Genomic DNA, 19,655 nt, shown 5'->3' with positions numbered 1-19,655 from the left:
CTCTCTGGTGGGACGACAGGCGCGGAGGCCACCCTGGAGACTAGTCGGAGTCGGGCGCGGGCGGTGCCCGTCGACGACGGACGGCCAGCACGACCGCGGTGACGACGGCCGCGACGAGCAGCCAGGGGAGCAGGAACCCGATGCCGATCAGGGCGGCGTTCGCGGCCGCGACGAGACCGTTCCAGCCGGTGAGGAGCCCATCGAGGAAGCCGGTCGGGTCGGCGGGCGCGGCGGACTCCTCCGGGAGCACCGTGACGCTCAGGGAGGCGAGGGACACCCGGCTCTCGAGTGCGGTGAGCTGCTGCCGGGTCGACTCGAGCTCGGCCTGGCGCTGCGTGAGAGCGGACTCGGCCGCCAGCAGGTCGGCGAGATCGCCGGCCTGCGCCACGAGCTCGGTGAGGCGATCGACCGAGGCCTGCGCCGCGGCGGCGCGCGCCCGGAGGTCGACGGCCTGCAGCGTGACGTCCTCCCTCTCGACGGTCGACTCGGTGACGGTGCCGAGCTCGGCCAGGGACTCCCGCGCGTCGGAGAGTCGATCGGCGGGGACGCGCAGCGTGACTGAGCCGGCACCCGACGGGAGCGGTGCGGGGAAGGAGGGCTCGAACCCGTCGCCGCCGGAGTCGCTGACGGAGCCGTCGGCCGTCGTCGATCCGCCGGTGTCGGACGTGGTCGAGCTCTCGACGTAGCCGCCGAGCTCCACCGCGCTCGCGGAGAGAGCCTCGATCGCATCGGCGACGGACGGGACGCGAAGGGTGGCGGCGGCGGTCGACGCGATCTCCCGCGTGGTCGACGCCGGGGCGCCCTCGGCGGGGAGGGCGCCGACGATGCCCGCTCCGTCCGGCACGGACCCCTCGGACGACTCCGACCCGCCGGCGTCGGCATCGGCGCCGGAGTCGGCGGCCGAACCCGGTGCGATCGCCGCGGAGTCCGAGGAGCCGACCGACAACCCGTTCACGCTCACGAGAGGACCGACCACGACGGCGAGCACGAGGAGGCCCGCGGCGGCGCCCCCGATCGAGAGCGCCCTCCGACGGCGCGCCGCCCTCGCGGCGCGCGCAGCGGTGAGCGAGCGGAAGACGCGCGCCTCGATCGCGGAGACGCGGTGCTCGTCGAGAGGCGGGAGGAGATCGGGAGTCTCGGTCACGGCTGTTCTGCTCCTCGGAAGTCGTCGACCACCAGGCGCAGGCGCCGGCGGACGCGGGACAGGCGGTTGCGGACGGTGGCGTGGGAGACGCCGAGCTCGCGCGCGGCCTCCTCGTACCCCCGCCCCTCGGTCGCACACAGGCGGAACACGGCGCGGTCGAGCTCGGAGAGGCCCTCGGTCGCCCGGAGGACGGCCTCGGCCAGGGCTGCGGTGACCACCTGCTGCTCGAGGTCGTGGGGGGAGGCGGGCTCCTCCTCCGTCGGCGCGGTGCGCTCGCGCTCGCGTCGCAGCGCGCGCACCCGGTTCGCCGCCTGGAAGCGGCAGATCGTGACGAGCCAGGGGAGGAGGGAGTCGCCGATCAGGTCGAGGCCGTCGAGCTTGCTCCACGCCACGACGAAGGTCTCCTGCGTGACCTCCTCCGCCTCGGCGGGATCGTGGAGGACGCCGTGCGCGAGCCAGTAGACGGGACGGACGTAGGCGCGGTAGAGCGTGCGGAAGGCCGCCTCGCTGCCCGCCGCTGCCCGCCGGACCAGCTCGGCGTCGGTGGTCGTCTCGGTGATCATCGGGCCTCCTCCGCCTGCTCTCACTGTGACAGTGTCGGCAGGGGCGGGATCGTCTCGATCCTGTGACGGATCCGTCGACCCGCCTTGCGCGCCAGCGATGTGCCTCGGGACTACGTGTCCTTCGACTTTGTGCTAGCGGAGGACCCCCGCTAGATTGTCCGCGAACGACGTCGAGTCACGGCTCCAGCCCCTTCTTCGGACACGGATGTCCCGAACGGGAACGAATCCGCCCCGGCGACCGAACGCCGGACGCTGCGGCCCGCCCCGCCCCTCCGCCATTCGAAGGATCCTCCCGCCTATGTCGATCGCCCCTCCCTCGGACCGAGCGACGCCCGGCGGTCGGTCGGCCCCCGCGGTCTCGAAGAAGTCCGACTCCGCGGGCTACCGGCCCGAGATCGAGGGTCTGCGCGCCGTCGCCTCTCTTCTGGTCGCGTCGTTCCACATCTGGCTGGGCCGGGTCTCGGGAGGCGTCGACGTCTTCTTCGTCGTCGCCGGGTTCCTGACCACGGTGACGCTGATGGGGCAGGTCCGCCGCTACGGGCGCGTCCGCCCCGTCGTGTTCGTCTCGAGGCTCGCCTCGCGGCTCTTCCCCGCGGCGGCCGTGGTGCTCGTTGTGGTCGCCGCGGTGAGCCCGTTCCTCCTGCGCCCCTCCCAGTTGAAGCAGACCTTCACCGAGGTGCTCGGGTCGGCGCTCTACGTCGAGAACGTGGTCCTGGACCGAGCAGGAGTGGACTACCTCGCGCAGGACAACTTCCACTCGCCGGTGCAGAACTTCTGGGCGATGTCGGTGCAGGGGCAGTTCTACCTGGTGTGGCTGCTCCTCGCGTTCGCCGCGACGGCGATCGTCGTCGTCCTGCGGCGTCGGGTGGAGCTGCTCCGGGTGCTGCTCGTCGTGGTCGCCGTCGTGAGCATCGTCTCCTTCGCCTACTCCGTGCTGCTGGTGGAGCGGGACCAGCCGTCGGCCTACTACAGCGTGCTCGCGCGCACGTGGGAGTTCGGCCTCGGATCGCTCAGTGCTCTCGTGCTGACCGGGCGGACCCTGCCGACGGCGATCCGGGTGGTCGCGGGGTGGCTGGGCCTCCTCGGCGTGATCTCGTGCGGCATCGTCCTGCAGGTGTCGAGCGCGTTCCCGGGAGTGGCCGCCCTCTGGCCGACCTTCTCGGCGGTCCTCGTGCTGATCGCGGGGACGGGCCCCGCTCCGACCTTCGGCGTCGCGCGGCTGCTCGCCCTGCGACCGCTGGTCTGGCTCGGCGGCGTCAGCTACGGGCTCTACCTGTGGCACTGGCCGCTGCTCGTGTTCTGGGAGGAGATCTCCGGGCAGGAGCCCGGGCTGCTCGCCGGGCTGTCCATCGTGGCGGCGGCGGTGGTGCTGGCCACCCTGTCCAAGCACTTCCTCGAGGATCCGCTGCATCGGCGGGCCCCGACCGGGTCGCGCTGGCGGGCACTCGCTCCGACGGCCATGATGCTGGTCGCTGTGCTCGGCGGCGGAGGGGCGATCGCGGCCACGAACGCAGCGATCAGCGCCGATCTCGCCCGCGCGAGCGCGATCCCCGCCTCCACCGACGGCTGCTTCGGTGCCGCGGCGGTCGAGAACGCGTCGGCCTGCGAGCAGACCCGCTCCTGGACGACGAGCGTCCCCTCCTTCGACGCGTCCGAGGACGGCTCCGAGATCAACACGAGGGAGTGCAGCACCAACAACGCGGGCGTCGAGCTGAAGGAGTGCCGGTTCGGCGATCCCGACGGCCGCCGGGTCCTGCTGATCGGGAACTCGCACGCCGCGTCGTTCTTCCCGGCGCTGCGCGGGGTCGCGGAGGAGCGCGGCTGGGATCTGCACACCTACTACAAGACGGGCTGCGTCTTCACGACCGCGTCGCGCCGCGACGACTCGTCCGTGTCCCGCTCGTCGTGCGCGACGTGGGTCGAGAAGCTGCAGGAGGAGCTGGCGGCGCAGGAGCCCTACGACCTGATGGTCACGGCGTACTCCGCGAAGAAGTCGGTGTTCATCGACTCGTCCGGCGAGCCCGACGAGCAGGCGGGCATCGACGGGTTCCGCCAGTCGTGGGCTCCCCTGATCGCCCGCGGGACGGAGGTCGTCGCGATCCGCGACAACCCGGTCGTCGAGACGGTGCACGATCTGGCGTGCAGCGAGCGCCCGGGCACCGCCGACACCTGCGGGGTCCCGACCGACGAGGCGTTCGCCGAGCGGGAGCTGATGGCTGCCGCTGCCGAGGGCTGGGAGGGGGCGAACGCGGTCGACCTCACCCGGTACTTCTGCGACGCGGAGATCTGCCCGTTCGTGATCGGCGGAGTGAAGGTGTACCGCGACATGGGGCACCTGACCGAGACCTACGCTCGGACGCTGGCGCCGTACCTCGGGCGGGAGCTCGACCGCATCGAGTTCTGAGCCGCGGCCGGGCCCGGTCCCTCAGCCGGGGATGACGATCTGCTGCAGAGCCCAGGTGTTGCCGTCGGGGTCGGCGAAGTGGACGAACTCGCCCCAGGGCTGAGAGTCGATGTCCGAGACCGGCGCTCCCCGGGAGAGGAGTTCCTCGCGCGCCGCGACCGCATCGGCGACGACCATCTGGAGGCCCTTCTGCGACCCGGGGGCCATCTCGGTGATGCCGATGCCCAGGACGATCGAGCAGGCCGACCCGGGCGGCGTGAGCTGGACGAACCTCAGCCCCTCGTGCACCACGACGTCGTGATCGGCGACGAAGCCGATGACGTCCGTGTAGAAGTCCTTGGCGCGGTCGACGTCGGTGACCGGGACCGGGACGAGTTCGAGCTTCATGTCCATGGCGCTGCTCCTCCGCTCTCCGGGCCCGGCGCCGGGCCCGTGGTGCGAGCACCGTACGACGCACCGGCGGTTCGCACCAGTGCCTGGGGCGTCAGGTGTCTCCTCCCCAGGGCGGGCATCGCGGCCGCTGTCCACGGATCCTCCTCGTCGGCCTGTGCGGTGATCCGCAGGGGAGGACGGTGGGGCGCATGGCAGATCACGACCGCACCACCGTCCCCCTCGACCCGTCTCCCGGCCCCGAGCTCATCCGCGCCCCGGGCTTCGCCGACCTCCTGGCGGTGATCCCGTCCCTCGTCGGCGTGCACCCGAGGAACTCGCTCGTCATCGTGCCGTTCCTCGGACGGCGCGCGGTCGGAGGCTTCCGGGTCCCGCTGCCGGAGCGGCTCGGGGAGTCCGAGACCGCCGCCCTCGCCGGGGCCTGCGTCTCGGCGATGACGGCGGTGCCCGAGGCCGATGCGGTGCTCGCCGTCGTCCATTCGGAGCGGAGCTACGCCGAGGAGCGCGGCATCCCGCTCGCGGCCCTGGGACGAGCGGTGGTCCGGCGGCTCGAGCGCACGCGGCACGGCATCGTCGGAGTCGCCTGCATCGCCGCCGACGGCTGGGGCCGCTACACGATCGCGGCCGAGCGGCGCTCGCCGCGTCCGCTCGAGGAGATCCACGGCAGCGAATCGGGCCTGTTCTCGCGCGCGGTCGCGGACGAGCCGCTCGATGTGGCGGAGCAGGCCGTGCTGCCGGTGGTCGAGGAGGACGATCGCGCCGTGGTCTCCGCGGTCCTCGCACTGGGCCCGGCGGGAGGGATCGCCGGTCTCACTCCGATCATCGAGCGCTGGCTGACAGGTCCGTCGGTCGCGCGACGGGAGGGACGCATCGTGCAGATCCTCCAGTCGCCTCCGCTGCGCGACCAGCTGACCTTGCAGATCGCCCTCGGGCCGGTCGAGGCGGAGCCGGCGCTGCTGAGGATGATCCGCCAGCAGAGGGAGCAGGCGCTCACGGGCGAGACGATGGAGGCGCTCGTCGAGCGGCACGACGCCCTGCGACTCCCGGGCGCTGACGAGGTGGCCGAGGCGGAGCTCCTGATGGGCGTGGGTCCGGGGCCGGATCCCGAGCGGCTCGCGCTCGCGACCCGAGCACTCGCGCGGACGGCGGCCCTCGCGCCCGTGGAGGCCCGTGCGCCGGTGCTGACCGTGCTGGCGTGGTGCTGGTGGGCACGCGGAGCGGCCTCGCTCGCCGCGGCCCACCTGGCCGAGGCCAGGAGGCTCGACCCCGGCTACTCGATGGCGCTGCTCTACGAGTCGTTGTTCTCGGCGCGCTCCGTGCCGGACTGGGTCCTCGAGAGCACGTCGCGGAGGCTCGTGTCGGCCGCGGCCCTCCCGTGACCGGTCCGGTGCCGGAGCGGAGGACTCGACCCTTCCCTCGGCGGAACGACTGAGATAATCTACAACCCTATGGTTGTAGATGTGGGAAGCGACAGCGAGGTGGACCGGCTGTTCCGGGCGCTCGCCGACAGTACGCGGCGCGACATCGTCGCGCGAGTGCTGCAGGGCGAGCAGTCCGTCACGGCGCTCGCCTCGCGGTACGAGATGTCGTTCGCCGCCGTTCAGAAGCACGTGGCCGTGCTCGAGCGCGCGTCGCTCGTGAGCAAGCGCCGTCGGGGCAGAGAGCAGCTCGTCCGGGGGGAGGTGGCGGGCCTGCGTACGGCGGCCCGTCTCCTCGACGCCTACGAGGAGCTGTGGCGCGGACGTGCCGACCGCATCGCCGATCTCCTCGCCGAGGAGGATCCGCAACCGTCCGGAGAACCGAGCAGAAGGAGCGCACGATGACCGTGCTGGAGTCCGTGAAGGACGTCGAGAACCTGACCCTGACCCTCACCGCCGAGTTCGACGCCGGCATCGACCGCGTCTGGCGGATCTGGTCCGACCCCCGCCAGCTCGAGCGCTGGTGGGGGCCGCCGACCTGGCCCGCGACGTTCGAGCGGCACGACGCCGTCGTCGGAAGCCGGAGCAGCTACGTGATGACCGGGCCCGATGGCGAGAAGGCACGCGGCTGGTGGCTCGTGACCGCGGTCGACGAGCCGGTGCGCTTCGAGTTCGACGACGGCTTCGCCGACGACGAGGGGAATCCGGACGACTCGTACGGGACGACCCATGCGGTCGTCACCCTCGAGGAGGCGGGCGGACGGACCCGGATGACGGTCCGCTCGTCGTTCGGGTCCCTCGAGCAGCTCGAGCAGATGGTGCAGATGGGGATGGAGGAGGGCATGCGGCAGGCGATGGGCCAGATCGACGCGCTGCTCCAGGAGTGACGGATCAGGGGGAGTGACTGATCAGGAGGAGTGCGGATCAGGAGGAGTGACGGATCAGTCCGTCAGCGCCGCCGCGTACGCGGAGACCGAGCGGCGGTAGCGGGGCAGCGTCGGCACGAGCGCCTCGAGGGCGGTGCGGAGCGCCTCCTCGGGTCGGCCTGCGCTGTGCAGAGCGAGCGCGAGGAACACCTCGCGGGCGGCTCCCACGGACGGGTGCGGCGCGGCCGCGCTCAGCACGGCGACGGCCTCGTCGTGGCGTCCGAGGTTCCGCAGCGTCGAGGCGTACTGGATGCTCAGCTGCGCCTTCTGCTCGTCGTCGAGACCGAGGGTGAGCGCCTCCTCGTACTCGGCGGCGGCCTCCGCCTCGTGGCCGGCGCTGTCGAGGGCGCCGGCCAGCTCGAAGCGGCCTCGGCCGTCCGTCCCGGGATACCGGGCGGCGAGCACGCGCATCCGCTCGACGACGTCGTCGCCGTCGGCGTGCAGACGGTCGGCGGCGCGCTGCCAGGCGTCGACGTCGACCGAGCGGGACGGAGGGGTGGCGGCGGGCGGCAGCGGATCGGTCACGGCTCCGACGCTACCGCCCGTCGCCGGGCGAGGCCGGTTCAGGCGGTGCCGTCGGCCGCCGAGGTCGGCGAGTCGGGAGTGGTGGACGAGTCGCTCGTCGCACCGGGCTCATCCGAGGTGCCGACGGCGCGGCGTCCCGCCTCGATCGCGGCCGTGGAGGCGGCGGCGCCCGCGACGAGCGCGAACAGCGCCCATCCGGCACCCCACTTCTTCTTCCCGACCAGCGCGTCGAAGGACAGCGGGCCCGGACCGTCGGCGACGATCGCCGCCGTCGCCGCGACGAGCAGGCCGTTGAACTCCCACCCGCCGCCCGCGTTCCAGAGCCCGTTGCTCCAGTGCACCTTGCGGACGGCCGTGACCATGGTCGCGACGAGGCCGGCCGCGGCGAGCGGAGTGGCCGCTCCGAGGGCCAGGGCGGCGCCACCGGCCGTCTCGGTGACCGCGGCCGCGAGCGCGTTCCGGCGGGGCGGGTGCATCTCGAGGCTCTCCATCATCTGGGAGGTGCCCTCCAGACCCGGACCGCCGAACGAGCCGCGGAGCTTCTGCAGTCCGTGTCCGACGAACAGACCGCCGACGGCGAGACGGAGAACGAGCGAGCCGACCTTCATGGGGACCTCCAGGTGATGGGGAGCGAGCGTGCTAGTGAGAGTCGCGGGTCGCGGAGTCCCGGTCAAGGGGTCGCGGAGCGGCTCCGGAAGCAGCAGGGCGGGGCGGCGACGTCGTCGCCGGCTCCCGGAGCGTCAGCCGAGGAGGGTGTAGGTCGACGCCTCGAGCATCACCGTGCCGTCGGTGCAGACCTCGATCTCCGCCGGCGCGGCGACCGCGGGGTCCGCATCGTCCACGACCTCAGCGACGATCCGGCTCGACCGGGCGGAGGGGCAGCCGTAGGCGCCCGGCGAGTGCCAGAGCACGCGGACGTCGGCGCGGCCGCCCGGCTGCACTGTGAAGGGCTCGGCCGGATTCGGTCCGAACGACGAGGCGACCGCTCCGATGCGCACACCGTCGGCGTCGGTGGGGTACACGCCCGGGGTACCGGCCAGCGCGCACGGCGCGGCGGAGACGTTGGTGAAGACGAGGTCGAAGGCGCTGCTGCCCGCGCCGGACGCCTCCGGGTCCGGGACGTACTCGAGAGCGAGGTCGCCGCCGTGGCAGCGCTCGACCGCAGCCGGTACCGGCGCAGGGACCGGCTCGGCGGGGACGGCCGTCGCCGGCGCCGAGTCCGAGGGAACCGCCTCGGGGACCGTCTCGGCCGGCGCGGGGCTCGCGCTGGGAGCGGACGTCGCGGTGACCTCAGGAGACGGAGTCGGCGACAGGGTCGGCGAGGCGCTCACCGGCGTCGGGAGCGGGGTCCGCGACGCCGCCACGTCGGCTCGCCCCGCGCATCCGGCGACCAGGAGCACGGAGGCCAGGAGCACGGGGAGCGCGAGCGCCGCGGCGCTCGGACGGCTGAGCAGGGACGACATGCGCCGAGTCTGCCACCGCCGCCGCGCCGCGGCATCCCCGCGACAGCGCGTCCCGGTCGCGGTGTCAGACGCGGACGACCATCTTCCCCGTGTTGCCGCCGCGCATCATCGAGAGGAACGCCTCGACGCTGTTCTCGATCCCGTCCACGACCGTCTCGTCGTAGGCGATCCGTCCCTCCTGGAACCAGCCGGACATCAGCCGGTCGAACTCCGGCGCACGGTCGAGGTATCCCGACAGCGTGAATCCGCGGAGGGTGAGCCCCCGGGTGATGATGTTCGCCATGTTGTCGGGCCCGGCCGGCCTGTCGGTGCTGTTGTAGCCCGCGATCGCTCCGCAGAGCGCGGCGCGACCGCCGTCGCGGAAGGCGTCGAGAGCGGCCTCGAGGTGATCTCCGCCGACGTTGTCGAAGTAGACGTCGATGCCGTCGGGGGCGACCGCAGCGAGCTGCTCCCGCACGGGGCCGGCGTGGTAGTCGAAGGCGGCGTCGTAGCCGTACTTCCCGGTGAGGAGCGCGACCTTCTCGGCGGACCCGGCCGAGCCGACGACCCGGCCCGCTCCGAGGAGGCGGGCGATCTGCCCGGCGGCCGAGCCGACGGCTCCCGCGGCGCCCGAGACGAAGACGGTGTCGCCCTGCTTCATCCCGGCGATCGCGGTCAGTCCGACGAACGCGGTGAGGCCGGTCATGCCGAGGATCCCGAGCCGCAGCGAGAGGGCGGCGCCGGGCACCTCGGCGACGACGCGGAAGGCGGAGGAGGGGGCCTGGACGACGTCGCGCCAGCCGAGCTGGTGGAGCACGACCGCGCCCACCGGGAACGCGGGATCGGAGGAGACGCTGACCCGGCCGATCGCGCCTCCGGTCATGGTCTCGCCGAGGGCGTAGGGCGGCGTGTAGCTCTTCACGTCGTTCATCCGGCCGCGCATGTACGGGTCGACCGAGACGAAGGCGTTCTCGACTCGGATCTCGCCGGCGGCCGGCTCGTCGTACGACACCTGGACGGTGCGGAAGTCGTCGGCGACGGGCCAGCCCTCGGGACGGCGGACGAGCTGGATCTGGGTGCTGGTGGCGGTGGTCATGGAGCCTTCCGGAGGAGGTCGGGCGCGGGCGGCGGGGTCAAGCGGCGAGGCCGATCGCGAGCACGAGGATCGCGAGCAGGCCGGGTGCCATCTGGGTGAGCGCCGAGCGGCGCTTGGCGGGGGAGGAGAGGAGGAGGACGAGCGCCGCGGCGACCATCGAGCCCGTGCCGGTGAAGACGAGAGCGGCGCCGACGGCGGTCGCTCCGGACGCGAGGACGACCAGGCCGACGATCGTCGTGATCGCGAGGAACAGGTTGTAGAAGCCCTGGTTGAAGGCGAGCTCCTTCGTGGCGCGCGCTTCGTCCTCGGAGGTGCCGAAGGTGGAGCGGGCGCGCGGGGTCGTCCAGAGCAGCGACTCCAGCACGAAGATGTAGACGTGCAGCAGAGCGGCGAGGGCCGCGAGCACGAGTCCGATGACGATCACGACGGGACCTCCTGATTGTGTAACGTTCGATCCACTATAGGCCTGCACGGTGCATAATGGAACGACCGATACAGAAAGAGGGCTTCCGTGGGACGCACGCAGGGGTTCGACACCGACGAGGTCGTGCGCGCCGCGCGATCGGTGTTCTGGGAGCGCGGCTTCGAGGAGGCGTCCGTCCCCGAGCTCGAGGCGGCGACCGGGCTGCGCCGCTCCAGCCTCTACCACGCGTTCGGCAGCAAGCGCGGGCTCTTCGATGCGGCCGTGCAGAGCTACCTCGACGAGGTGGTGCGACCACGCCTCGCGCCGTTGCGGGCCGACGTCGTCGCTCCGGACGCGCTGGAGGGATACTTCGCGGGGCTCCGATCCGCCCTGAGCGATGCGCGGACGATCTCCGCTCGCAGCGGCTGCCTCCTGCTCAACGCCGCGGGTGCGCCGATCGCGCGGGACGAGGCGGTGCGCGAGGTGATCGCGGACTACCGGGCGGAGCTGCTGCGGGCGATGCGCGCGGGGGCCGACGCGCGCTGGCCGCACGCCGCCTCCGCTCGGCGCTCGGGCCAGGCCGACGTGCTCGTGTCGCTGCTGGTCGCCGCGCTGGTGCTCGCCCGGATCGACTCCGCTCAATCGGTGGCGACGGTGGACGCGGCGCTCGCTCTGGTGCGCGGCCCCGCCGCCTGAACCCGGGGCGCCTCGCGACAGCCCTGGAACGGAGGAACCCCCCGACGCGCTCCGGAGAGGCGCCAGGGGGTTCCCGCCGTGCGGAGTCGCGTCAGTCGGTGCCGGCGTCGAACGCCGCGCCCTCCGAGGCGAGGTCGGTCGCGCGACCGAGGGCATCGGCCGCGGCCGAGCCGCCGCCCTCGGTGATGGCCTCGCCCTCGCCGATCTCGAGGTGGCCGACGAGCTCGGCGGTCGGGCCTCCCACGAGACCCGCGGCGGCGTACTGCTCGAGGCGCGAGCGCGAGTCGGCGATGTCGAGGTTGCGCATGGTCAGCTGGCCGATGCGGTCCTCGGGACCGAAGGCGGCGTCGCCGACGCGCTCCATCGAGAGCTTGTCGGGGTGGTAGCTCAGCGCGGGTCCGGTGGTGTCGAGGATCGTGTAGTCGTCGCCGCGGCGCAGGCGCACGGTGACCTCGCCGGTGACGGCGGAGCCGACCCAGCGCTGGATCGACTCGCGCAGCATGAGCGACTGCGGGTCGAGCCAGCGTCCCTCGTACATCAGGCGACCCAGGCGGCGGCCCTCGGAGTGGTACTGCGCGATGGTGTCCTCGTTGTGGATCGCGTTGAGCAGGCGCTCGTAGGCGAGGTGGAGGAGGGCCATGCCCGGGGCCTCGTAGATGCCGCGGCTCTTCGCCTCGATGATGCGGTTCTCGATCTGGTCCGAGTTGCCCAGGCCGTGCCGTCCGCCGATGGCGTTGGCCTCGAGCACGAGCGCCACCGGGTCCGAGAACTCGGTGCCGTTGATCGCGACGGGGCGGCCGGCCTCGAAGCGCACCGTGACGACCTCGGAGGCGATCTCGACCTCGTCGCGCCAGGAGGCGACTCCCATGATCGGCTCGACGAGCTCGATGCCCGAGCTCAGCTCCTCGAGGCGCTTGGCCTCGTGGGTGGCGCCCCAGATGTTCGCGTCGGTGCTGTAGGCCTTCTCGGTGGCGTCGCGGTACGGGAAGCCGCGGGCGACGAGCCACTCCGACATCTCGGTGCGGCCGCCGAGCTCGTTGACGAACTGCACGTCGAGCCACGGCTTGTAGATGCGCAGACGGGGGTTCGCGAGCAGGCCGTAGCGGTAGAACCGCTCGATGTCGTTGCCCTTGTAGGTGGAGCCGTCGCCCCAGATGTCGACGCCGTCCTCGCGCATCGCGCGCACCAGCAGGGTGCCGGTGACCGCGCGGCCCAGCGGGGTGGTGTTGAAGTAGGTCTTGCCGCCGGAGCGGATGTGGAACGCGCCGCACTGGAGGGCGACGAGGCCCTCCTCGACGAGGGCGCTCTTCGCGTCGACGAGGCGCGAGATCTCGGCGCCGTACTGCGCGGCGCGCGACGGGACGCTCTCGATGTCGGGCTCGTCGTACTGGCCGATGTCGGCGGTGTAGGTGCAGGGCACCGCGCCCTTCTCGCGCATCCAGGCGACAGCGACGGATGTGTCGAGGCCTCCCGAGAATGCGATTCCGACACGCTCGCCCACGGGCAGACTGCTCAACACTTTCGACATGGCTCCGATTTTAGGAGGGTCGACGGCCCCTCTCGTGCCGCCGGTGCCATACTGAGCCTCATGGCTCACCATGGCGACGTGCTCGACACGGCGTTCCGGGCGCTCGCGGACCCCACGCGGCGGGCGGTCCTGCGCCGCCTCCGCTCGGGCCCCGCGACGGTCGGCGAGCTGGCGGAGCCCTTCCCGATGGCGCTCACCTCGTTCCTCAAGCACCTGCGCGTGCTCGAGCAGGGCGGCTGGATCCGCACCGCGAAGCAGGGGCGCGTGCGCACCTGCCGACTCGATCCGGCGGCCTCCGCCGCGGTGGAGGACTGGCTCGCCGAGCAGCGCTCGGAGTGGGAGCAGCGCACCGACCGCCTCGAGCGGACGGCCTCCGGGCACGCCGACCCCGAGCGCGCCGACCCCGAGCGCGCCGACCCCGGGCACGCCGACCCCGAGCGCGCCGACCCCGAGCACGCCGACCCCGAGCGCCGCCGTCCGACGACGCCGCGACCGTCCGACGAGAGGACAGCACCATGACCGCCTTCGACCCCGATCTCGACCTCGAGATCGCTCGCGTGATCCGCGCCCCGCGCTCGTCGGTCTGGGCGGCGTGGACCACCCCCGAGCTGTTCGCGCAGTGGTGGATCCCGGCCCCGATGCGGTGCCGCGTCGACGCGATGGACGTGCGGCCGGGCGGCGGGCTGGAGACCTCGATGAGCGACGGCGGGGAGTTCGCACCGCACCTCTCCGGCTGCTATCTCGCCGTGGATCCGGAAGAGCGGCTCGTGTTCACGACCGCCCTGGTCGAGGGCTGGCGCCCGTCCGCCACGCCCTTCATCACGGCGGTGGTGACGCTCGAGGACCACCCCGACGGCACGCTGTACCGGGCGCACGTGATGCACAAGGACCCAGCGACGCGCGACGAGCACGAGCGCCTCGGCTTCGCGGAGGGTTGGGGGACGGTCGCGGCCCAGCTCGCCGCCCTGGTCGAGGCCTAGCTCCTCAGCCCCACGGCCGGCAGCACGATCCCGTCGATCAGCGACAGGAGGAACGCGCGGTCGACCGGGATGCGCAGCAGCAGGACGCGGTAGGCGACCATCGAAGGCGTGACGAGCGAGAGGGTCTCGACGTCGACGTCCGAGGGGATCTCGCCGCGATCGATCGCCCGGCGCATCAGGATGCGGTTCGCCTCGGCCCGCGGTTCGATGATCGCGGCGCGGACGGCGTCCGAGAGCTCGGGCGACTTCGAGATCATGGCGACGACGCCGGCCATGATCCGGAGCTTGCGCTCGGCGTCCTCGATGGTCTGCGGCCGGATGAGGGCGACGAGGTCGCCGCGCAGGGTGCCGGTGTCGGGGAGGCGGTCCGGGGCGAGGTCGGCGCCCTTGAGGCAGGCGAGCGCGTCGACGACGAGCTCGGCCTTGGAGTCCCAGCGGCGGTAGAGCGTCGCCTTGCCGGCGCGGGCGCGGGCGGCGACCATGTCGATCGTCATGCCGTCGTACCCGGTCTCGGCGAGCACGTCGAGGGCGGCTGCGAGGATCTCGCCGTCGCGGCTCGGATCGCGGCGGCGACCGGGGCGGGCGGGGGCCTCGGAGTCGAGCGAGGGGGGAGGGGGCGGCGTCATCGCAGCGTCTCCTGTCTGGTGCCGGAGGAGCCGTCCGGGAGGCGGTCCACGGCGTCCAGAGTAGTCGAGCCCTCCTGAGATTCCGAGACCGCGGAGTTTCGAGACTTCTCAGTATCGGAACCGTGCAGTCTCGTATATGTTCTCCCTCATGACGCAGACCTCCTCCCTGCCGGTGCCCGCCGCCTCCGCGGCCGCGGCCCCCTCGAACCGCCGCTGGTGGACCCTCGTGGCCGTCGGCCTCGCCCAGCTGATGGTCGTCCTCGACTCGACCGTCGTGAACATCGCCCTCCCCGCCGCGCAGGCCGACCTCGGCTTCTCGGACGGCGACCGCCAGTGGGTCGTCACCGCCTACTCGCTCGCCTTCGGCAGCCTCCTCCTGCTCGGCGGCCGCCTCTCGGACCTGCTCGGGCGCAAGCGGACGTTCGTGATCGGCCTGATCGGCTTCGCGATCGCCTCCGCTCTCGGCGGGGCCGCCGGCACGTTCGAGCTGCTCATCGCGGCCCGCGCGCTGCAGGGCGTGTTCGGCGCGCTCCTCGCTCCCACCGCTCTCGCGGTGCTCACGACGACCTTCACCGTGCCGAAGGAGCGGGCGCGCGCGTTCGGCGTCTTCGGTGCGATCGCCGGCGCGGGCGGCGCGGTCGGACTCCTCCTGGGCGGAGTGCTCACGGAGAGCTTCGACTGGCGCTGGAACCTCTACATCAACGTCGTCATCGCGGTCGTCGCCGTGATCGGCGCGATCGTCTTCGTGCCGCCGATCGACCGCACCGGTCCGCGGCCCCGCCTCGACGTGCCCGGCACCCTGCTGGTCTCGGGTGCGCTGTTCGGACTGGTCTTCGGCTTCGCGAACGCCGAGACCGACGGCTGGGACTCGCCGATGACGTGGGTGCCCCTCGCCGTGGCGGTGGTGCTGCTGGCCGCCTTCGTGCAGCGCCAGCGCACGACCGAGCACCCGCTCCTGCCGCTGCCGATCGTGCTCGACCGCGACCGCGGCGCCGCCTACCTCTCGGTGCTGATCGCGGGCGCCGGCATGTTCGGCATCTTCCTCTTCGTCACCTACTACCTGCAGGTCTCGCTGGGCTACTCGCCGATCCGCACCGGGCTGTCGTTCCTCCCGATGATCGGCATGCTCGTCCTCGCCGCCCAGCTCTCGACCAACCTGCTGCTGCCGCGCTTCGGCCCGAAGATCATGGTGCCGTTCGGCATGGTGCTCGGAGTGGTCGGCATGCTGCTGCTCACCCGCCTGGACCTCGACAGCGCCTACGCCGCCGACGTGCTGCCGGCGCTGATGGTGCTCGGGTCCGCCATGGGCTCGATCATGCCCGGGTCGATGCAGACGGCGACGCGCGGCGTCGATCCACGCTTCGCCGGCGTCGCCTCGGCGATGGTCAACACGAGCCAGCAGGTCGGCGGATCGATCGGCACCGCGCTGCTGAACACGCTCGCCGCCACCGCGGTCACCGACTACCTGGCCGCGAACTCCCCGGTCACCGCGGCGGTCGCCGCCGAGGCCGCGGTGCAGAGCTACGCCGTGGCGTACGGATGGGGCGCCGGCTTCTTCGCGCTCGGCGCCGTGCTGTCGGTGCTGCTCTTCCAACGTCGCTCCGTCGTGGCGGCGGCCCCGACCGGGGAGCAAGTGCTCGCGCACTGACCGACCCCGCACGCCCTTCTCCGCTCGGTTCCGGCCTCGCGGGGGAGGGCGTCGCCGTGTCGCCGTGTTGCGCTCCGGGTCGCTCCGCGGCGAGCGCCTGTCTAGCCTCGCAGCATGCCGGAGACCCTCGACATCGTCCACCTGCGCACGCTCGTGGCGATCGCCGACTGCGGCGGCTTCGGCCGCGCGGCGGTCGCCCTGCACATCAGCCAGCCGACGGTGTCGCAGCACGTGCGCACGCTCGAGCGGCGCCTCGAGCGGACCTTCATCGAGAAGGCCGGGCGGAAGGCGCGCTTCACCCCGGCCGGCGAGCGACTGCTCGTGCAGGCCCGGCGGATCCTCGCCGTTCACGACGACGCGCTCGAGACGCTCGACGCCGCGACCGAGAACCCGCTCGCGCTGGGGCTCACCGAGCCTGCCGCGGAGCAGCTGCTCCCGAGCCTGCTCGGGACGCTGCGCCGCGCGTTCGACGACCGCCCGGTGAGCTTCACGCTCGACCGCTCGACCCAGCTGGCGGGGGCGGTGGCCCGCGGAGTCGTGGACCTCGCGCTGATCCTCGGAGTCGGCGGCGACCTCCCGGGCCGCCAGGTGGCCACGCTGCCGCTGGACTGGTACGCAGCGCCCGGATGGGAGGCCCCCGAGGGCGTCCCCCTGCCACTCGTCGCCTACTCCGAACCCTGCGGGATGCGCCGGAGGGCCCTCCAGCAGCTCGGAGCGTTCGGGCACGAGGTGCACGTGGTCGCCGAGTCGGCCGGGCTCGAGGGCGTGATCGCCGCGGCCCGCGCCGGCATCGGAGTCGCCGCCCTGCCCACTGCGCACACGGGCGCGGTTGCAGAGGGCCTCGAGGTGCGCCGCGATCTGCCCGCGCTCGGATCGGTCAACCTCCGGCTCGTCTCGCGCCGCGGCCTGGCCCCGGACATCGAGGAGACCGCGCTCGCGGCGCTCGCCGAGGTCTTCGGAGCGGTCCGCTCGAGACCGACGCCGGTGCCCGCCGAGGCCCGCGCGTGAGGGCTCCCACGCCGGGCGCACGCGAACAAGTCGGGAAGTTACCAACGATCGGGAGTGCCGATCGGAACGCATCCGGAATCATCGTTGGACGCCCCGACACGGCTCCCCGTAGCGTCGAGCCCATGACCTCCTCCCGTGCCCTCGCTCCGGCCGCGCCCCTCGGCGCCCGCCGAGCGACGCCCCGCGGAGTCGACGGAGCGATACCCGCGCGAATGCGCCAGGACGGGAACACCTTCGCGCCGGTGCGCGGATGTTCCTGTCCGCCCTCCGTCTGACGCTCCGCTGCTGACGCGCCCGCGGGCGTTCCGCTCCAGCCGCTCCGTCGGACGCGCGGCGCCTCGCGCGCTCGCTCCGTCGCACCCGTCGAGCCGCGACCCCTGGTCCGGCCCGACCTCCTCCGCGCCCCGCTCCCGGGCGCCTCCGGCCTCCGCAGCGAGGTCTCTCCGCCGTGCCCGCAGGCACCCTCCGAAAGGACCCACCGTGGTCGTCGAGTTCATCTCCGCCATCAACGTCAACCGCTCGAACGAGGTCAACGGCCTCACCGAGAGCGCCATCGACATCGCCCACCTCCGCCGTTACTCCCGGATCCTCGAGGACGGCGGCTTCGACTACACCCTCGTCCCGTACGGCTCGGCCGGGCACGACCCGTTCACGATCGCCGCGGCACTGACGCAGTACACCGAGCACCTGAAGCCGATCGTGGCCCTGCGCCCGAACACGGTGTACCCGACCGTCGCGGCGAAGGCGCTCGCCACCCTCGACCAGCTGTCGGGCGGCCGCGCCGTCGTGCACCTCATCGCCGGCGGGAGCGACCACGAGCAGGCCCGCGAGGGCGACCGCCTCGGGAAGGCGGAGCGCTACGCGCGTCAGGAGGAGTACATCCGGATCCTGCGCCGCGTCTGGTCGGCGACCGAGCCGTTCGACCACGACGGCCGCTACTACCGGTTCGACGACTTCGTCTCCCGGGTGCGCCCGGTGCGCGGGGACATCCCGGTCTCGGTCGGCGGATCGAGCGAGGAGGCCTACCGGCAGGGCGGGGCTCTCGCCGACGTCTTCGGCCTGTGGGGCGAGCCCCTGGCCGACACGCAGCAGCAGATCGACCGGATCGCGGACGCGGCCCTCGCGGCCGGTCGCGCGGACGCGCCGCGCACGTGGGTCACGTTCCGACCGATCATCGCGCCGACGGAGGAGCTCGCCTGGGAGAAGGCGCACCGCATCCTCGGGATCCTGCAGGGGCGCTCGGCGACGACCGGGACGCAGCGCACGGGCGAGAAGGGGCTGTGGGTTCAGACTCCCGGCGCCGCGGGCCCGGCGAACGTGGGGTCCCAGCGGCTGCTCGACATCGCGAAGCGCAGGGATCTGCACGACCGCGCGCTCTGGACCCCGACCGCGACGGCCACCGGAGCGCAGGGCGCCTCGACGGCGCTCGTCGGCACGCCCGAGACGGTCGCGGCGGCGATCCTCGACTACGTCGACCTGGGCGCCGACCTGATCTCGATCCGCGGGTACGACAACCTCGACGACGCGATCGACTACGGCCGCTACCTCATCCCGCTCGTCCGGCAGGAGCTCGCGCACCGCGACGCCACCGGGCGCCGCGGCGAGGTCGTCGCGCAGCCGCCGCTCGAGGCAGAGCGCGAGCTCGCGGAGGTGTCCGCATGACCCTCCTGACCGCGCCCCTGCTCGACACGCCGGACCTGTCGGACCGCGCCCTCGCCCGCGTCACCGCGCGCCTCGCCGAGACGGCCGAGCACTACGACCGCACCGCCGAGTTCCCGTGGGAGGGGATCCGGGCCGTCCACGACGCAGGACTGCTGACCCTCGCCGTCGGCACCCGCTACGGCGGCACCCCCGCCTCCACCGTCGACCTGGTACGCGTGTTCGGCGCGCTGGGCGCCGGCGACCCGGCCGTCGCGCTCATCTCGGCGATGACCGCGCTGCAGCACGCGGCGCAGGACCGCTCCGGGATCTGGCCGGAGGAGCTCTACCGCTCGGTCCTCGACGACTCGCGTGAGCGCCCCGTGCTGCTGAACGCGGTGCGGGCCGAGCCGGAGTGGGGCGCGCCGGCCCGCGGCGGACTGCCCGCCACCACGATCCGCCGCGACGGCGACCACTGGGTGCTGGAGGGGCGCAAGGGCTTCGCCACCGGCTCCGAGGGCCTGGCGTACCACCTCGTCTGGGCGGTCGACCCGCAGGGTCCGTCGGGGGAGCCGGAGCTCGGCCACGCGATCGTGCCCGGCGACGCCGTCGGCGTCAGGATCGAGCGGACCTGGGACCACCTCGGCCAGCGCGCCTCCAGCACCCACGACGTCGTCTACGACCGCGTGCGGATCCCGCTCGAGCACTTCCGCGGAACACCGCGCTCGCAGCTGCCTCCCGAGGCGGGGGCTGCCGGCGGCTTCGGCCTCGCGGTCGCCGCGCTCTACGTCGGAGTCGGCCGCGCCGCGCAGAGCTTCTTCGTGCGCTTCGCGAATGAGCGGGTGCCCACGTCGCTCGGGCGGCCCATCGCGACCACCGAGCGGATCCGCTCCGTCGCCGGGGAGATCCAGGCGCAGCTCGTGCAGGCGGAGGAGGTGCTCCTCTCGCTCGCCGCCCGCGTCGACGCGGGGGACCCGCAGGCCGCGGAGCGCGTCCTCGCCGGCAAGCTCCTCGCCACCAGGTCCGCGGTGACGGCGGTCGAGACCGCGGTCGCCGCCCTCGGCAATCCGGGCCTCACCCGGCACCACCCGCTCGAGCGGCACCTGCGCGACGTGCTCGCCTCGCGCGTGCATCCTCCGCAGGACGACGCCGCCCTCGTGATCCTCGGCACCCGCAGCCTCGCGGCCGCCGTGCGCTGACCGCCGCGCACCGACCCTCCC

General features: G+C 73.1%; 21 protein-coding genes. 11 read left to right on the top strand and 10 right to left on the bottom strand.

Features of this window, described 5'->3' with window-relative positions; translation table 11 throughout:
* Positions 1-40: 40 nt before the first annotated feature.
* Both ASF46_RS10120 and ASF46_RS10115 read right to left on the bottom strand, forming a co-directional pair.
* Complete coding sequence (locus ASF46_RS10120) at positions 41-1,144, bottom strand: DUF4349 domain-containing protein (RefSeq protein WP_056867345.1); 1,104 nt, start codon at positions 1,142-1,144, stop codon at positions 41-43.
* The gene (locus ASF46_RS10115; RefSeq protein ID WP_056867344.1) at positions 1,141-1,707 is read right to left on the bottom strand and encodes an RNA polymerase sigma factor; all 567 of its coding nucleotides are present in this window, start codon (positions 1,705-1,707) and stop codon (positions 1,141-1,143) included. Before ASF46_RS10115 ends, ASF46_RS10120 begins: the two co-directional genes overlap by 4 nt.
* Positions 1,708-2,005: 298 nt before the next feature.
* Here ASF46_RS10115 and ASF46_RS10110 point away from each other — a divergent pair, with 298 nt between their 5' ends.
* Positions 2,006-4,111 (top strand): acyltransferase family protein, encoded by a 2,106-nt coding sequence (locus ASF46_RS10110; protein ID WP_056867343.1) that lies wholly within the window; start codon positions 2,006-2,008, stop codon positions 4,109-4,111.
* 21 nt (positions 4,112-4,132) lie between these two features.
* On the opposite strand, the gene ASF46_RS10105 is transcribed toward ASF46_RS10110, so the two are convergent.
* Positions 4,133-4,504 carry a VOC family protein gene (locus tag ASF46_RS10105; protein ID WP_056867342.1) on the bottom strand — a complete coding sequence of 124 codons (372 nt, stop codon included), beginning with the start codon at positions 4,502-4,504 and terminating at the stop codon, positions 4,133-4,135.
* Between the two features lie 188 nt (positions 4,505-4,692).
* On the opposite strand from ASF46_RS10105, the gene ASF46_RS10100 reads away from it, so the two are divergent.
* The 3 genes from ASF46_RS10100 (at position 4,693) to ASF46_RS10090 (ending at position 6,806) form a co-directional block, all read left to right on the top strand.
* Positions 4,693-5,880 carry a DUF4192 family protein gene (locus ASF46_RS10100; RefSeq protein ID WP_056867341.1) on the top strand — a complete coding sequence of 396 codons (1,188 nt, stop codon included), beginning with the start codon at positions 4,693-4,695 and terminating at the stop codon, positions 5,878-5,880.
* Between the two features lie 69 nt (positions 5,881-5,949).
* Entirely contained in the window at positions 5,950-6,324 is a 375-nt protein-coding gene (locus tag ASF46_RS10095) for an ArsR/SmtB family transcription factor (protein ID WP_056867340.1), read from the top strand.
* Positions 6,321-6,806, top strand: a complete 486-nt coding sequence (locus ASF46_RS10090; RefSeq protein WP_056867339.1) for an SRPBCC family protein — start codon at positions 6,321-6,323, stop codon at positions 6,804-6,806. Before ASF46_RS10095 ends, ASF46_RS10090 begins: the two co-directional genes overlap by 4 nt.
* A 54-nt stretch (positions 6,807-6,860) precedes the next feature.
* On the opposite strand, the gene ASF46_RS10085 is transcribed toward ASF46_RS10090, so the two are convergent.
* The 5 genes from ASF46_RS10085 to ASF46_RS10065 all read right to left on the bottom strand — a co-directional run bounded on the left by ASF46_RS10085 (position 6,861) and on the right by ASF46_RS10065 (position 10,332).
* The gene (locus ASF46_RS10085) at positions 6,861-7,370 is read right to left on the bottom strand and encodes a tetratricopeptide repeat protein (RefSeq protein ID WP_235576895.1); all 510 of its coding nucleotides are present in this window, start codon (positions 7,368-7,370) and stop codon (positions 6,861-6,863) included.
* A gap of 38 nt (positions 7,371-7,408) precedes the next feature.
* Entirely contained in the window at positions 7,409-7,978 is a 570-nt protein-coding gene (locus ASF46_RS10080) for a DoxX family protein (RefSeq protein ID WP_082485344.1), read from the bottom strand.
* 132 nt (positions 7,979-8,110) lie between these two features.
* Positions 8,111-8,833 carry a DUF4232 domain-containing protein gene (locus ASF46_RS10075; protein WP_056867338.1) on the bottom strand — a complete coding sequence of 241 codons (723 nt, stop codon included), beginning with the start codon at positions 8,831-8,833 and terminating at the stop codon, positions 8,111-8,113.
* Positions 8,834-8,897: 64 nt separating this feature from the next.
* The gene (locus tag ASF46_RS10070) at positions 8,898-9,908 is read right to left on the bottom strand and encodes an NADP-dependent oxidoreductase (protein WP_056867337.1); all 1,011 of its coding nucleotides are present in this window, start codon (positions 9,906-9,908) and stop codon (positions 8,898-8,900) included.
* 37 nt (positions 9,909-9,945) lie between these two features.
* Positions 9,946-10,332 carry a DUF1304 domain-containing protein gene (locus tag ASF46_RS10065; protein WP_056867336.1) on the bottom strand — a complete coding sequence of 129 codons (387 nt, stop codon included), beginning with the start codon at positions 10,330-10,332 and terminating at the stop codon, positions 9,946-9,948.
* Between the two features lie 87 nt (positions 10,333-10,419).
* Between ASF46_RS10065 and ASF46_RS10060 the strand changes: the two genes are divergently transcribed.
* Positions 10,420-11,007 carry a TetR/AcrR family transcriptional regulator gene (locus ASF46_RS10060; RefSeq protein ID WP_056867335.1) on the top strand — a complete coding sequence of 196 codons (588 nt, stop codon included), beginning with the start codon at positions 10,420-10,422 and terminating at the stop codon, positions 11,005-11,007.
* A 91-nt stretch (positions 11,008-11,098) separates the two neighbouring features.
* Here the strand turns inward: ASF46_RS10060 and argG are convergent, their stop codons facing one another.
* Positions 11,099-12,535: an argininosuccinate synthase gene (gene argG, locus ASF46_RS10055; protein WP_056867334.1), complete on the bottom strand. Its 1,437-nt coding sequence runs from the start codon at positions 12,533-12,535 to the stop codon at positions 11,099-11,101.
* 60 nt (positions 12,536-12,595) lie between these two features.
* Here argG and ASF46_RS10050 point away from each other — a divergent pair, with 60 nt between their 5' ends.
* Entirely contained in the window at positions 12,596-13,054 is a 459-nt protein-coding gene (locus ASF46_RS10050) for an ArsR/SmtB family transcription factor (protein ID WP_082485343.1), read from the top strand.
* Entirely contained in the window at positions 13,051-13,515 is a 465-nt protein-coding gene (locus ASF46_RS10045) for an SRPBCC family protein (RefSeq protein ID WP_056867333.1), read from the top strand. Before ASF46_RS10050 ends, ASF46_RS10045 begins: the two co-directional genes overlap by 4 nt.
* Here ASF46_RS10045 and ASF46_RS10040 read toward each other — a convergent pair.
* Positions 13,512-14,141 carry a TetR/AcrR family transcriptional regulator gene (locus ASF46_RS10040; protein WP_056867332.1) on the bottom strand — a complete coding sequence of 210 codons (630 nt, stop codon included), beginning with the start codon at positions 14,139-14,141 and terminating at the stop codon, positions 13,512-13,514. The two genes, ASF46_RS10045 and ASF46_RS10040, sit on opposite strands and share 4 nt — an antisense overlap.
* A 148-nt stretch (positions 14,142-14,289) precedes the next feature.
* Here ASF46_RS10040 and ASF46_RS10035 point away from each other — a divergent pair, with 148 nt between their 5' ends.
* The 4 genes from ASF46_RS10035 (at position 14,290) to ASF46_RS10020 (ending at position 19,634) form a co-directional block, all read left to right on the top strand.
* A complete protein-coding gene (locus ASF46_RS10035; protein ID WP_056867548.1) occupies positions 14,290-15,789 on the top strand; it encodes an MFS transporter in 1,500 nt (499 codons plus the stop codon).
* A gap of 114 nt (positions 15,790-15,903) precedes the next feature.
* Positions 15,904-16,797 carry a LysR family transcriptional regulator gene (locus ASF46_RS10030; RefSeq protein ID WP_056867331.1) on the top strand — a complete coding sequence of 298 codons (894 nt, stop codon included), beginning with the start codon at positions 15,904-15,906 and terminating at the stop codon, positions 16,795-16,797.
* Positions 16,798-17,277: 480 nt separating this feature from the next.
* Positions 17,278-18,459 carry an LLM class flavin-dependent oxidoreductase gene (locus ASF46_RS10025; RefSeq protein WP_056867330.1) on the top strand — a complete coding sequence of 394 codons (1,182 nt, stop codon included), beginning with the start codon at positions 17,278-17,280 and terminating at the stop codon, positions 18,457-18,459.
* Positions 18,456-19,634, top strand: a complete 1,179-nt coding sequence (locus ASF46_RS10020; protein ID WP_056867329.1) for an acyl-CoA dehydrogenase family protein — start codon at positions 18,456-18,458, stop codon at positions 19,632-19,634. Before ASF46_RS10025 ends, ASF46_RS10020 begins: the two co-directional genes overlap by 4 nt.
* Positions 19,635-19,655: the final 21 nt, after the last annotated feature.

It is taken from the genome of Rathayibacter sp. Leaf296 (genome assembly GCF_001423045.1).
GTDB classification, from domain to species: domain Bacteria; phylum Actinomycetota; class Actinomycetes; order Actinomycetales; family Microbacteriaceae; genus Rathayibacter; species Rathayibacter caricis.
This window is presented reverse-complemented; position numbering and strand designations above follow the sequence as displayed.